This window comes from Bradyrhizobium sp. Crot121, from assembly GCF_059512385.1.
Map to the genome: position 1 here is coordinate 1 of NZ_JCAMOR010000076.1, position 12,761 is coordinate 12,761.

At 63.6% G+C, this 12,761-nt stretch carries 9 protein-coding genes; 4 read left to right on the plus strand and 5 right to left on the minus strand.

Features of this window, described 5'->3' with window-relative positions; genetic code table 11:
* Positions 1-453 precede the first annotated feature (453 nt).
* Positions 454-1,653 (plus strand): ABC transporter substrate-binding protein, encoded by a 1,200-nt coding sequence (locus AC5ZGW_RS37620; protein WP_130230942.1) that lies wholly within the window; start codon positions 454-456, stop codon positions 1,651-1,653.
* Between the two features lie 328 nt (positions 1,654-1,981).
* Here AC5ZGW_RS37620 and AC5ZGW_RS37625 read toward each other — a convergent pair whose 3' ends face one another.
* Positions 1,982-2,899 carry an AraC family transcriptional regulator gene (locus AC5ZGW_RS37625; RefSeq protein ID WP_245475138.1) on the minus strand — a complete coding sequence of 306 codons (918 nt, stop codon included), beginning with the start codon at positions 2,897-2,899 and terminating at the stop codon, positions 1,982-1,984.
* 542 nt (positions 2,900-3,441) lie between these two features.
* Here AC5ZGW_RS37625 and AC5ZGW_RS37630 point away from each other — a divergent pair.
* Both AC5ZGW_RS37630 and AC5ZGW_RS37635 read left to right on the plus strand, forming a co-directional pair.
* On the plus strand, positions 3,442-3,642 hold the full coding sequence (locus tag AC5ZGW_RS37630) for a hypothetical protein (RefSeq protein WP_130230940.1): 201 nt from the start codon (positions 3,442-3,444) through the stop codon (positions 3,640-3,642).
* A gap of 81 nt (positions 3,643-3,723) precedes the next feature.
* Entirely contained in the window at positions 3,724-5,052 is a 1,329-nt protein-coding gene (locus AC5ZGW_RS37635) for an OpgC domain-containing protein (protein ID WP_130230938.1), read from the plus strand.
* Between the two features lie 352 nt (positions 5,053-5,404).
* Here the strand turns inward: AC5ZGW_RS37635 and AC5ZGW_RS37640 are convergent, their stop codons facing one another.
* Positions 5,405-6,562 carry an acyl-CoA dehydrogenase family protein gene (locus AC5ZGW_RS37640; RefSeq protein ID WP_130230936.1) on the minus strand — a complete coding sequence of 386 codons (1,158 nt, stop codon included), beginning with the start codon at positions 6,560-6,562 and terminating at the stop codon, positions 5,405-5,407.
* 258 nt (positions 6,563-6,820) lie between these two features.
* On the opposite strand from AC5ZGW_RS37640, the gene AC5ZGW_RS37645 reads away from it, so the two are divergent.
* Positions 6,821-7,474, plus strand: a complete 654-nt coding sequence (locus AC5ZGW_RS37645) for a winged helix-turn-helix transcriptional regulator (RefSeq protein WP_130230944.1) — start codon at positions 6,821-6,823, stop codon at positions 7,472-7,474.
* A gap of 2 nt (positions 7,475-7,476) precedes the next feature.
* Here the strand turns inward: AC5ZGW_RS37645 and AC5ZGW_RS37650 are convergent, their stop codons facing one another.
* From AC5ZGW_RS37650 to AC5ZGW_RS37660, 3 genes are all read right to left on the minus strand, one after another.
* A complete protein-coding gene (locus AC5ZGW_RS37650) occupies positions 7,477-8,439 on the minus strand; it encodes an alpha/beta hydrolase (RefSeq protein WP_496114053.1) in 963 nt (320 codons plus the stop codon).
* Positions 8,440-8,706: 267 nt separating this feature from the next.
* Complete coding sequence (locus AC5ZGW_RS37655; protein ID WP_130230529.1) at positions 8,707-12,126, minus strand: acyl-[ACP]--phospholipid O-acyltransferase; 3,420 nt, start codon at positions 12,124-12,126, stop codon at positions 8,707-8,709.
* Positions 12,127-12,414: 288 nt separating this feature from the next.
* Positions 12,415-12,735: a hypothetical protein gene (locus tag AC5ZGW_RS37660; protein WP_130230527.1), complete on the minus strand. Its 321-nt coding sequence runs from the start codon at positions 12,733-12,735 to the stop codon at positions 12,415-12,417.
* Positions 12,736-12,761 lie beyond the last annotated feature (26 nt).

The window sequence follows — 12,761 nt, forward strand, 5'->3', positions numbered from 1 at the left end:
AGCTCCTCCTTGCCGATCAGTTGACCTGTTACCCATGTCGCCGGTCTATTCTGTTACCTATGTAGCCGGTTAGGACCGTCTCCCGCCTCTCCCCTTGTGGGAGAGGCCGGATTTCGCGCGTCAGCGGGAAATCCGGGTGAGGGGTATGCCTCCGCGAGGCGTAGTCCCTCGATAGGCCGGAACCCCTCACCCGGATCGCATTCCGCTTCGCTGCATGCGGCCTCTCCCACAAGGGGAGAGGCGAAGCGGAGCAAGCGGCAAAACCACAGGCCAGCACCACTAATTCCTTCTCGCGGCATGCTCGCCAATCACATGCATTTGCCGCGGCGCCACCTCCCCGCCCGCGCGCTTGTCACGATCTCCGCCCGCTGGTTTGCTCATCCTGTCGACACGCCGCGCGTGCGGCGGGCTCGATCCGACAACAAGCAGAACAAAGAGCAAGGGAGAGAGACAATGAAATGGCAGGCGTTCGTCGCGATCGCGGCGCTCGTGACATCGGCAGCCGCGGCGGCGGAGAAGAAATATGGGCCTGGAGTGACCGACACCGAGATCCGACTCGGCCAGACCTCTCCCTATAGCGGGCCGGCCTCGGCCTACAGCGTCATCGCGAAAACCCAGCTCGCCTATTTCGAGATGATCAACGACAAGGGCGGCATCAACGGGCGCAAGATCAACCTGATCAGCCTGGATGATGCCTACAGCCCGCCGAAGACCGTGGAGCAGACCCGCAGACTGGTCGAGCAGGAGGAAGTGGCCGCGATCCTCAACCCGCTGGGCACGCCGACGGGATTGAGCGTGCGCAAATATCTCAACGACAAGAAAGTGCCGCAGCTCTTCGTCGGCGCCGGCGCGACGCTGTGGGGCGACCACGAGCACTTCCCCTATTCGATCGGCTTCCAGCCCTCCTACCAGGCCGGGACCGCGGTCTACGCAAAATACGTGCTGAAGAACAAGCCGGACGCGAGGATCGCGCTGTTCTACCAGAATGACGACGCCGGCAAGGATTACGGCAACGGCTTCAAGAAGGGATTAGGGCCGGAGCACGCCAAGATGATCGTGGCGGAGGCGACCTATGAATCCACCGATCCGACCATCGACAGCCAGATCGTGAAGCTGAAATCATCCGGCGCCGACGTGCTGTTCATGCATGCGATCCCGAAACAGGCGGCGCAGGCGATCCGCAAGGTCGGCGAGATCGGCTGGAAGCCGGACATGTTCTTCCTGGCCGCAACCTCGACCTCGGTCTCGTCGGTGCTGAAGCCCGCCGGCTTCGAACATGCGAAGGGCATCATCTCGTCCTACTCGCTGAAGGACCCGAACGATCCGCAGTGGAAGGACGACAAGGATGTCCAGCAATGGCTTTCCTTCATGAAGGCCTATTTCCCTGACGGCAACATGCAGGACCAGCTCATCGTCTACGGCTATGTCGTGGCGGAAGCCACGGTGCAGGTGCTGAGGCAATGCGGCGACGAGCTGACGCACGAGAACATCATGAAGCAGGCCGCCAATCTCGACACGACGCTGCCGATGCTGCTGCCCGGCATCAAGCTCAAGACATCACCGACCGACTACTTCCCGATCGAAGCCATGCGCCTGCAGCGCTTCAACGGCGAAACCTGGGAGCTGTTCGGCGAAACCATCGGCAACGATTGAGGCGTTGCTTTCTCCTCCCCGTCGTCCCGGGCAAGCGAAGCGCGACCCGGGACCCATAACCACGACCGCAAGTGTGGCGCGAGACTCGGAGTTACAGTGAACGCCCACAACGAGATCCTATGCTTATGGGTCCATGCTTTCGCAGGGACGACAGCGGAGTGTGATCGCCTGACGGGCAAACCGGAAGCGTAGGGTGGGCAAAGCGTAAGCGTGCCCACCAGCCGCACTCAGCTCGTGGCGGTGGGCACGCTGCGCTTTGCCCACCCTACGACAGATGCAAGTGTTGCGCGACGCCAGCGCCGCACGACTCGCCGATCGGGGTCACGTGTCACTCACCATTGCTCCCACCGGCGCTGCGCACGCGGCGTGGCGAATCGCCGAAGCGGGCGCGGAATAGTCGGTTGAAATGCGAAATATCCGAAAAGCCGACTTCCAGCGCGATGTCGGAAATGCGCCGCGCGTTGTCGTGGGCCTCGCTCAGCAGCATGAACGCCTTTTGCAGCCGTAACTCGTTCACGCGCCCCGTGAACGACGTCCCGGATGTCGCCATCAGGCGCTGCAGATAACGAGGAGAGATGCCCTGCCTATCGGCTACCACCTCAAGGGTGAGCTCCGGGTCCTGAAAGTGCGCCGCGATATGGTCGAGGGCGGCGCTGTGGCGCGCAGCCATGACTGCGCTCGCGTTGCTCTCACCCAAGGGAGCGTGCTCGCTCATTGCGAGCGCCGCGAGATCGTGGATGTGACTAACGATCGTGTCACATAGCTTAGGGGTAGCTAGCGCGCCCTCCTTCAATGCCAACTTCACATAAGTCATGAGAAGTCGAAGCGCTTCGGTCCGGCGATGAATCGGCCGCATGGTGAGGTCGTCGACACCAGTCACGCGCGAGGCAAGCGCATCGCGCGGCAAGGCCAGACCAAATTGCAATCCTTCCAGATAGGTGACAGCGACGGATTCCGAATGCGGGATAGCCATTGCATCGCCGCCGCGGAGCTCGAACTCCTGGCCGCGCTGCGACAGCTGACTCCTGCCGGGCAGACTGACGATGAGGCCGATCGAGTCATCACCATCAACAATGTTCGTTTGTGACCGCTTGAAGCGCATTGCAGAGCCCTTCAAGGACAGCATGCGCAACCCCTGAAGGGCGTGTAGTGCCGCTTCGGCCTGAAACGGCACCTCCGATGACGGCTCGATATCGGCGCGGACTATGGTTCGACCAAAGTTCTCGCGCCATATCGGGATGCGCATCCGCTCCGGGAGCTCGCGCGTCGAGAATCGATAGGATACGAAATCGGCTGGGCCGCTAGACATGGCAACTCTCCCAGCTTTGATAAAATATTCGGACAAAGTGCTCCAACAAACGACTGCTGGCATTATAGTTTGCTATTCGCGCACCAACCTTCCGTTACGCGGTGCGCAGTAGTCCAAGAAACGACAGCGTCCGCCTGCTACTCTCACTCACCCGTGATCGATACTGTTGTGAATTGGCTCACTTGGCGGCCGGAAAATCAGTCCCATAGTTATTGTTAAGAGAGTCGTGACGCCAAAAATCTCCTTTAAGGAGAGATAGCCGTGATAGCTCTATTTCTCGTTGCCGCCATCACGTCCATTTTCAAAAATTGCTGGCGCCAGCAAGCGCGGGTCCAGCTTTACTAATTTGTTCGCGATTGATCGAACTCAACGATCCGCGGTGCAGATCGATCTGCAGATCCTCCCCCGGCACAGGTCATTTTCGGCCGTGGGCGAAATGCGTGGGATGTCGACGGTGATGATCAAGCGAGGATTCGATCATGTCCATCATATTAGACCTGCTTTACCGCGAATATTGCCGCGCCCGCCTCGCCGAAATGCGGCAGCAGCTTCTGATCCCGGTTGCGAGCGACGAAGTCCGGAAAGCGAATTGGGACGCCGGCGATCGTGCCGGCCCTGGTGATCGGGTTAGCGGTGGGGACGGCGGACCCGCCACGGAAGAAGCCCAAGCCATCCGATAGCCGGGCCTTGTAACCGCATCGGCTGTCTCGTCGACCTGTGTCCCACCGAGAGCGCGCCCGCACGCTGGACAGGGTAACCAAATGCATGATCGAACTCACATCTCCAAGCGATCGGCTGACGAGTCGCCGCCGGAACTCGAGGGGTTTGGCCGCGACCTGCGGATCGATGCCTGCCGCGGCATCGCACTATGGTGCATTTTTCTTGACCATGTCCCCGGCAACATCGGAAGTTGGCTGACACTGCGGCACTACGGCTTCAGCGATGCCGCGGAAGTATTCATGTTCATGTCGGGCGTCACCTGTGCGCTGGCCTACGGAAGGGCACGTCAGCGCGAGGGCTGGAGCGGCGTGCTCGGCCGTTCGCTGCGGCGAGGATGGGACATATATGCTGCATCTTTGCTCCTCACGCTCGCTTGCGTCATCATGGTTTACTTTGCAGGCCGCGACCATCTTGCTGACGAGACCAATACGCGCATCCTGTTGGAGCATCCGGGCGCGGCGCTCGCGCATGCTGCGATCCTGCAATACCGTCCCGTCAACACCGACATCTTGCCGGTTTTCGTGATTTATCACGTCTTGTTCGCGCCGCTTCTGTGGCTGTTGTTGCGAGTACCGAACGTGACGCTTGGCGCCTCGGTGTTGCTTTATGGGCTCGTGCGCGTCTTCGGCTGGAGCGTCCCCGCTTGGCCGCACAACGTCTGGTTCTTCAATCCACTTGCCTGGCAGCTTCTGCTTGTGCTTGGCGCCTGGTGGGTCATCGAGGGAAACAGATTTCGGCCGTGGGTGACCTCGCGCGCGGCGCTGGTCCTGGCCGTTCTTTATCTGGTTTTCAGCCTGGTTATCGCATTGAGCTCGCGCATGGCGTCGGTGGAACCGCTGGTCCCGCAGACCCTGACGAATCTGCTTTTCCCAATCGACAAATCGAATCTCAGTCCATTTCGACTGCTCCATTTTCTTGCTGTTGCGGTTTTGGCCGTATGGTTTGTGCCTCACAATTGGCGAGGGCTGGCGACGCCGGTGATGCGCGGCGCGATACGCTGTGGCGCGAACTCGCTTCCAATCTACTGCCTCGGCGTTCTGCTGGCGTTCGCCAGCCACGTGGCGCTGCTCGACATCTCGGATGGGCTGTCGATGCAGATCGCGGTCAGCCTTGGCGGAATCCTGGTGATGATCGTCGCCGCGATCCTGCTGAGCTCGATCAGGATCAAAACCTGGAGGCAGCCGCAGCCGACCGAGCCCCCTCCCGCCGTCCCAAGGTTGCGCGCCGCGGCGAAGTCTTGGCGTAGCCGGGTCCCGGGACCCATAACCACAAGCGTTTGCAGTCTGCTCCGCCGCAACCGCTCGCTCGCGCCACAACGATCAGCTGTGGTTATGGGTCGCCGCTTTCGCGGGGACGACAGCGGAGTGTGACTGTCCACTGGGCAAAATCAGAAGCGTAGGGTGGGCAAAAGCGCAGCGTGCCCACCATCCGTACTCGGCTCGTGGCGGTGGGCACGCTTCGCTTTGCCCACCCTAAGGTTCGTTCCTCAAGAGGGTGAAACGGCCGCAAGCCTCGGGCGCCTTTCGCCGCGAGAACGCCGGCGCGCATCGCCTCGGTTCTTTGACATCAGAAGCGAAAACGTCGCGCCGGCATGGGCCGTCGTCATCATGTGCTCGGCAAGCGCGGCGGCAATCCATTCGACGCCGGCGGCGGCGTGAAGGACCGCCTGCCTCGCAACAACGAACGCCGCGCGACCGCGGGTCGTCTTCATCAGCGCGGTGCTCAATATACCCGGTCGACCGGCAAACCGAGCGCCATCGCTCCCGCATATTGCGCCTGCGGGCCCGATTGCAACGGATGGTAGCGCGCCGCCTGGATGTCGCGGAAGCGCCGCTCCAGCCCCGTTGCGCGATAGAAGCCTGCGCCGCCGGCGAGCTCCATCGCATATTCGACCGCCGAGATCGCATGCCGCGCGACGAGCTGGCGGCCCATCATCACCTGATTGACGGTCGCAGCCGACGGCGCATTGAGCCTGACAGCAGCCAGCATCCATTCCCGCGCGAGCCGCGCCGCCGCGAGCTCGGTATCCATGCGGCCGGCGAGCTGGATCGCATGCTGGTCCGGCGTCTTGCGCTTCGCGGTCGCGATTGCAATGTCGCGCGCGCTCTCGGCAACGCCGAGATAGACCGAGTAGATCAGCGGGAACGCGGTGGTCGCGATGATCTGGAACAGCGGATGCCATTCGCCGGCCTTGCGCTTTGCTGCGACCGCCGCCTCCGGCACGATGTGGCCATCGATCACGACATCGTTGGAGCCGGTGCCGCGCATGCCAAGCGTGCGCCAATTGTCGAGCACCTTCACATGCGGCGAGTTCATGGGCACGCCGAAATGCAGCACGGTCGCCGGCTCGCCTTCGCTCTCCAGCACCGCGCTTGTCATCAAGAGGTCGCCGGCGGGAGAGCCGGACGAGAACACTTTCCGCGCAGTGATGCGATAGCCGCCGTCGACCTTCTCGGCCCGGCCGGAGCCGCCGATCCAGTCCGAGCCGCCGCTCGACAACAGGATGATGCGCTCATTGGCGATGCGCCGCAGCAGCGGCTCCGCGGGAGCCGCCTTCTGCACCTTCCAGCGCCAGGCGGGGACCGCGACCTGGTGGGTGTGCATGGAGAAGGCGAGCGCGGTCGAGCCACTGTAATGGGCCAGCGTGCGCAGCATCTCGGCGAGTTCGTCGACCTCGACGCCGCCGCCGCCAAGCTCGGCCGGCACGCCGGCTTCAACGAGGCCTGCCGCCTTCAGGTCCGCGAAATCCTCGGCGACGAACCTGTCCTCGTTCGTCTCTTGCTCGGCGCGCCGCGCGAAAATCGGGCCGAGCTCCTCTGCGATCTGGACCGCGCTGCGCGATTTTGACGCATCGAAACTGTGTGCTGCGTTGCCGCTCATGACACTCTCCATCGTTGAGAATATCCACCGTGGGAGAGCCTAATTCCGCCGCAAAGGGCGCTCCAGTTCAGGAACTGTACTGCGACGCCGTGTCCATCGATGAGGTCTCTACAGCGTCCGGAATGCTTACATTTTTCGCGCCATCTTCTGGCCTGGTGCCGGGTCCGCGCTAGCATATCTGTACTACCGCATTTCAGGAGGAGCCGATTGCCTGACAGGACCGAGCGCGGAAGCTATGGGCAGTTTTGCCCGGTCGCGATGGCAGCCGAGATCGTCTGCAATCGCTGGACCGTGCTGGTGCTGCGCGAATTGCTCTGCGGCACGACGCGCTTCAACGACCTCCGGCGCGGCGTGCCGCGGATGTCGCCCTCGCTGTTGTCGAAGCGGCTGAAGGAGCTGGAGGTGGCCGGGCTGATCAGCGTGACGCCATCGGGCCAGCCGGGCGTGATGGATTATCGGCCGACGCAGGCGGGCGAGGATTTGCGCGAGGTGATCATGTCGCTTGGCTTCTGGGCCCAGCGCTGGGTCGAGTCCTCGCTGTCGCTGAAGAACCTCGATCCCTCACTTTTGATGTGGGACATGCGGCGGAACCTGCGCCCCGAGCCGCTGCCGCCGCGCCGCTGCACCATCAACTTCATCTATCCGGAGCTGTCGGGCGAGCGCAAATCCTGGTGGCTCGTGATCGACGGCGCCACCGTCGACCTCTGCCTGACCGATCCCGGCTACGAGGTCGATCTCTATGTGACCTGCCCGCTGCGAACGATGACCGCGGTATGGATGGGGATCGCCACGCTCGAGCGCGAGGTGGCAAACGGCGGCATCGAGCTCACCGGCGACAAGGCGATCGCCCGCTCGATGCAGCAATGGCTGGGCTTGAGCCCGTTCGCCAAAGGCGTGCGCGCCGTCGGCTGACGTTACGCGCCCTTGTCGAGCAGCGCCTTGAAGTCCGTCCGCGCGCGCTGCGCCTCGGCCCGCGCGGCCTCGGAGGCGTCGACAAGGCCGAAATAGCCGTGGATCAGGCCCTGCCCGTCATGATGCGTGGTCGGCACATCGGCCTCGCGCAGCGCGTTGGCGTAGGCCACGCCCTCATCGCGCAGCGGATCGAACCAGGCGGTGGTGACGACGGCGGGTGCAACGCCCTTCAACTCCTTCGCCCGCAACGGCGAGACCTGCCAATCCGCGCCATGTCCGCGTTCTTCGAGATAATGCCCGCAGAACCACTCCATCACCGCGCGCGACAGAAAATATCCTTCCGCGTTCTCGGCCCGCGACGGAAACCGCGCATTCTCAGCAGTGTCTGCGAAATTGCCGACGACGTCGGTGACGGGATAGACCAGCAGTTGGCCGGCGAGCCTGATCCCGGCATCGCGGCAGGCGAGCGCGCTGGCGGCTGCAAGATTGCCGCCGGCGCTGTCGCCGGCGACGCCGACGCGGGCTACGTCGCCGCCGAATTCCTTGATGCGGCCGACCACGTCGCGCACCGCGGCAAAGGCATCCTCGAACGCGCCGGGGAAACGCGTCTCCGGCGGGCGGCGATAGTCGACGGAGACCACCACCGCGCGGGTTTCGATGGCGAGATTGCGCGCCTGCCGGTCATGGGTCTCGAGGTCGCCCGCGACCCAGCCGCCGCCGTGGAAAAACACGACCGTCGGTGCGGTCCCGCTGCCGTTGCGATAGACCCGCGCCGGCCGCGGCCCGGCGCCGCCGGCGACGTTGACGTCCTTCACGTGCTCGACCAGCGGCGGCGGGATCTCGGCGCGCGCGGCCGCCAGCGCCCGCAGCGATTCCCGCGCGCTCTGCGGCGTCATGGTCTTAGGATCGCGCAACGGCAGCAGCGGGATGATCTTCTCGATCACGGGATCAAGCGGGAGAGGCATCGAGTTCCTCCAAAATTCCGGCCGGCGTCGCAGAGCCGCCCGAGTGTTGTTGGTTATGAGCTCATTGGACAACAGGAACGCGGGAAGGACAACCGCCTCAGCCATCGTCATTGCGAGCCAACGGGTCGGCGCGGGGCGCCGCCCGATGACAGGCTCCGCGAAGCAATCCATGCTTCCGCGTGCGGAGAAATGGATTGCTTCGTCGCGGAGCCTGTCCTCGGGCCCGCCAGAGGCGGGACCCGTTGGCTCCTCGCAATGACGGAGATGTTACGCCACGTCGGCCATCGGCTCTGCCGACGGCGCCGCGGTAGCGAGTTCCTTGGCAAGCGCGGTTGCCGCGACATAGTCAGTCTTGCCGGAGCCGAGCAGCGGCACTTTGTCGACGATGCGGATGTCGGCCGGCACGGCGAGCTCGGAGGCACCTGTCGCCTTGGCCTGGCGCTGCACCGCAGATCGCTCGGCATCGCGCTGCGTGGTCAGGAGCACGATGCGTTCGCCCTTGCGCGCATCGGGAATGGAGACCGCAACCGAGATCGCCTGCGGCCACAGCGCGGACGCCATCGCTTCCACCGCCGACAGCGACACCATTTCGCCCGCTATCTTGGCAAACCGCTTGGCGCGGCCCTTGATGGCGATGAAGCCCGCGGCATCGATGGTGACGATGTCGCCGGTGTCGTGCCAGCCATCGACGAGCTTCTCCAGCACGCCGGGGTTTTCTGCGCGCAAATAGCCGAGCATCACGTTCGGACCGCGCACCGAGAGCCGGCCGCCCTCCTCGATGCCGGGGACCGGATCGAGGCGGTACTCCATCAGAGGCGAAAGCCGGCCCACGGTGCCGGGGCGGTTCGCCATCGGCGTGTTCATGGCAAGCACCGGCGCAGTCTCGGTGACGCCATAGCCTTCGAGGATGCGGATGCCGTAGCGCTCCATATAGACTTGCCGCGTGCGATCCTTCACCGCCTCCGCGCCCGCCAGCACCAGCCGCAGCGTGCGGAAGTCGTAAGCATGCGCCGAGCGGGCATAGCCGGCGAGGAAGGTGTCGGTGCCGAACAGGATGGTGGCGCCGGTCTGATAGATCAGTTCCGGCACGATGCGGTAATGCAGCGGCGAAGGATACATGAAGATCGGAATCCCCGCGAGCAGCGGCATCATCATCCCGCCGGTGAGGCCAAACGAGTGGAACACCGGCAGCACGTTGAACACCTTGTCGTTGCCATTGGCATCGACCCGCGCCAGCGCCTGCGCCGCATTGGCCAGGATGTTGCGGTGGGAGAGCACGACGCCCTTCGGCGTCCCCTCCGATCCCGAGGTGAACAGGATCACGGCGGGATCATCGGCCCTGCGCGCAACGCGCGGCGCGGTGCCGCCCAAGAGGCCGCGGATCTTGTCGAGCGCGTTGACGGTGGCGCGGATGTCTTCGAGATAAACGATGCGCGCTTCAGGAGCGATCCCCGCGATCAGCTTGTCGAGCTTACCCTTCTCGATGAAGGCGCGGGAGGTGAACACGGTCCTGGTCTGCGACGCTTTCATCGCCGAGAGCACATTCACGGGGCCGGCGGAGAAGTTGAGCATCGCCGGCACGCGGCCGATGGTCTGCAGAGCCATGAAGACGACGGCGACGCCAGCCGAGTTCGGCAGCAGCACGCCAATATTCTCGCCGATGGCGGTGCCCTGCTCGAGCTTGCGGCTCAGCACCTGCGCGCCGAGGATGAGCTTGCGATAGGTTAGTTTCGTGCCTAGCGCATCCTCAACGACCGCCTTGCCAGTGTCGCGGTCGCGATGGGCATGGGCGAGCGCCTCGAACAGCGTGTGATCGAGCATGGCGTTCTTCACCATGGCCTCGATCATGATGTCCTGCAACGCAGCGCCCGCGGCGTTACGACGGGCCTTGCCCTTCAACGACTGGTCGATCGGCAATTTGACCGGCGGCAGAATTGTGATTGTGACCTTCGGGAACCAGGAGCGCTTGATCTCGCCATTCTTGAGATAGCTGAGATGCGAGCGCTGCGCGCCCTCGATCCTGACAGGAACGATCACGGCATCGGCCTTGTCGGCGATCATCGCGGTGCCGTCATAGACCTTCATCAGCGAGCCATGCACGGTAAGGCGCCCCTCGGGAAAGATCACGACGGGCTCAGCGGAGGCGACCAGCTTGATCAGATCACGCGCGCCGAGCGGCTTGGTCGGATCGACGGTGATGTGACGGACCATCTTCAGGAACGGCTTGGCCCACCACGCCTTCGCAATGCCGGTATCGACCGCAAAGCTGGCATCGATCGGCAGCGTCGCGTGCAGCAGCGGGCCGTCGACCAGGCTGACATGGTTGGGCGCGATCAGCATGCGCGTGCCCGCGGGCGGCAGGTTCTCGATGCCGCGAACCTCGACGCGGAACAGCGCACGGAATAAGAGCGCGCCGAAGTCGCGCACACCCTCCTTGCCCCACTTCTTGAGCACGAACCACACTGAACCAAAGCTTGCGACGGCAAGGCCGAAGAAGATCCAGGCGATCGACAGCCCGGCATATTGCAGCAGCGCGACGAACAGCGAGCCTACCACCATGAAGCCGGCCTGCAGGATATTGCCGGCGGCGATGATCCGGGCGCGCTCCGACGGCGCGGTCCAGGCCTGCACCGCCGCGAACGCCGGCACCACGAACAGGCCGCCGCCGATGGCGAACAGGAAGAAGCCGACCAGCATATGCACTCCACTGAGCGAGGTCGCGAACGCCGCCGCGGTCACGCCGTTGCCCGGCACGGTCGCGCCAATCGCCGCGGCGAGATCGAGGCCGACCACGCCCATGATGATGGCGCCGATCGGCACCAGCGCGAGATTGGGCTTCACATGGCTGAGCTGGGCCGCAATGAGCGAGCCGGCGGCGATGCCGATCGCGAAGGTCGCGAGGCACAGCGTGACGACGCCTTCGGTGCCTCCAACGCCTTCCTTGATCAGCGCGGGCAGCAGTGACAGCACGACCGCGCCGGCGAGCCAGAACCAGGAGACGATCACCATGCCGTCCCACAGACGCGGCTCAGCATGGAGCGACTTGAGCAGCCGCACCGTGGACGTCCAGGGATTGGTGGTGATGGCGAGTTCGGGCGCGGACTGCGTGCTGGCGGGAATGCGCGCGGCGAAAGCCCAGGACAGAACGGACAGGCCGACCACGGCAAGCGAGATCCAGCCCATGTGGCTCGCGCCCGCGACGAACAGGCCGCCGGCGATGGTGCCGATCAGGATTGCCAGGAAGGTTGCGCCTTCGACCAGCGCGTTGCCGGTGGCAAGCTCGCCGACCGAAAGCTGGTCGGGCAGAACAGCGTATTTCACTGGACCGAACAGCGCCGCGACCGTGCCAAACAGCGCCAGCGCGGCGAACAGAAGCGGCACCGAATGCAGGAAGAAGCCGGCCGCCGCAAAACAGGCGGCAAAGATCTCGAGGAATTTCAGCCGCCGCGCGACGACCGACTTCACATACTTGTCCGCGAGCTCGCCGCCGAGCGCCGACAATACGAAGAAGGGAAAGATGAAAACGGCGCCGGCAACGGTTACCAGCGATGCATTCTCGCCGGTGGTGGCGCCATAGAGCAGGATGATGACCAGCGCGTTCTTCAGGACGTTGTCGTTGAGCGCCGAGAAGAACTGCGCCCAGAACAATGGCGCGAAACGGCGCGACGACATCAACTGTTTGATCATAATCGGTTCCTGGGCAGTTCGGCCGGAAAACCTTGGCCTTGTAAAATTCGTTTTGGGGTTATCGGGGTCAGGAAAAGCGAAAGTTAAGCAGCGATGCCGTTGCTATTAGTGTTCTTGATTGCCTCGCGGTTCGACGTCGCAAGTTGCGGCATTCGGCCGACCATGCACGTCAAACATGTATGAGACCTTGTGCCTGGCTATGGGGCGGCCACGTCCGCCGGCGACATGCGGAGCATGGTGATTTCTTGGTTAGGAACCCGCTCCGCAATCGAGACGAATTGGACCGTCTCAGGTGAGTTCGCTGAGCGAACCGAACGGCCAACGCCCGCGCGGACGCTGCATTTGCCGCGCACGACGCCGCATCTGTGCTGCGAACCGGCGGCGTTCGAGCACGCCGGCAACGTCGCAGGCGTTGGCAATACGATTGATCGGCGCGGTGATGCCGCGGGCGATCGACCTGCCAAATTCCAGGACGGACTTGAGAACATCCTCGAAGAAGGTCGCGGTCAGTTGCCGGGTCAGTTGCAGGACAAGCGTTTCCATGTGAGCGGCCTCCGGATCATTTTGAGCAACGCTCACACTTATAGCCCGAAAATGAGCGATGCTCAAGAAATTTCCTCGCAGGCTCGAAAAAT

Excerpts from the sequence above, each read along its gene's own strand:
- AC5ZGW_RS37650 (WP_496114053.1), bottom strand. The coding sequence starts at position 8,439 with ATGCCTCTCCCGCTTGATCCCGTGATCGAGAAGATCATCCCGCTGCTG.
- AC5ZGW_RS37630 (WP_130230940.1), top strand. The coding sequence starts at position 3,442 with ATGTCCATCATATTAGACCTGCTTTACCGCGAATATTGCCGCGCCCGC.
- AC5ZGW_RS37620 (WP_130230942.1), top strand. The coding sequence starts at position 454 with ATGAAATGGCAGGCGTTCGTCGCGATCGCGGCGCTCGTGACATCGGCA.
- AC5ZGW_RS37655 (WP_130230529.1), bottom strand. The coding sequence starts at position 12,126 with ATGATCAAACAGTTGATGTCGTCGCGCCGTTTCGCGCCATTGTTCTGG.
- AC5ZGW_RS37625 (WP_245475138.1), bottom strand. The coding sequence starts at position 2,899 with ATGCGCATCCCGATATGGCGCGAGAACTTTGGTCGAACCATAGTCCGC.
- AC5ZGW_RS37640 (WP_130230936.1), bottom strand. The coding sequence starts at position 6,562 with ATGAGCGGCAACGCAGCACACAGTTTCGATGCGTCAAAATCGCGCAGC.
- AC5ZGW_RS37645 (WP_130230944.1), top strand. The coding sequence starts at position 6,821 with ATGGCAGCCGAGATCGTCTGCAATCGCTGGACCGTGCTGGTGCTGCGC.
- AC5ZGW_RS37635 (WP_130230938.1), top strand. The coding sequence starts at position 3,724 with ATGCATGATCGAACTCACATCTCCAAGCGATCGGCTGACGAGTCGCCG.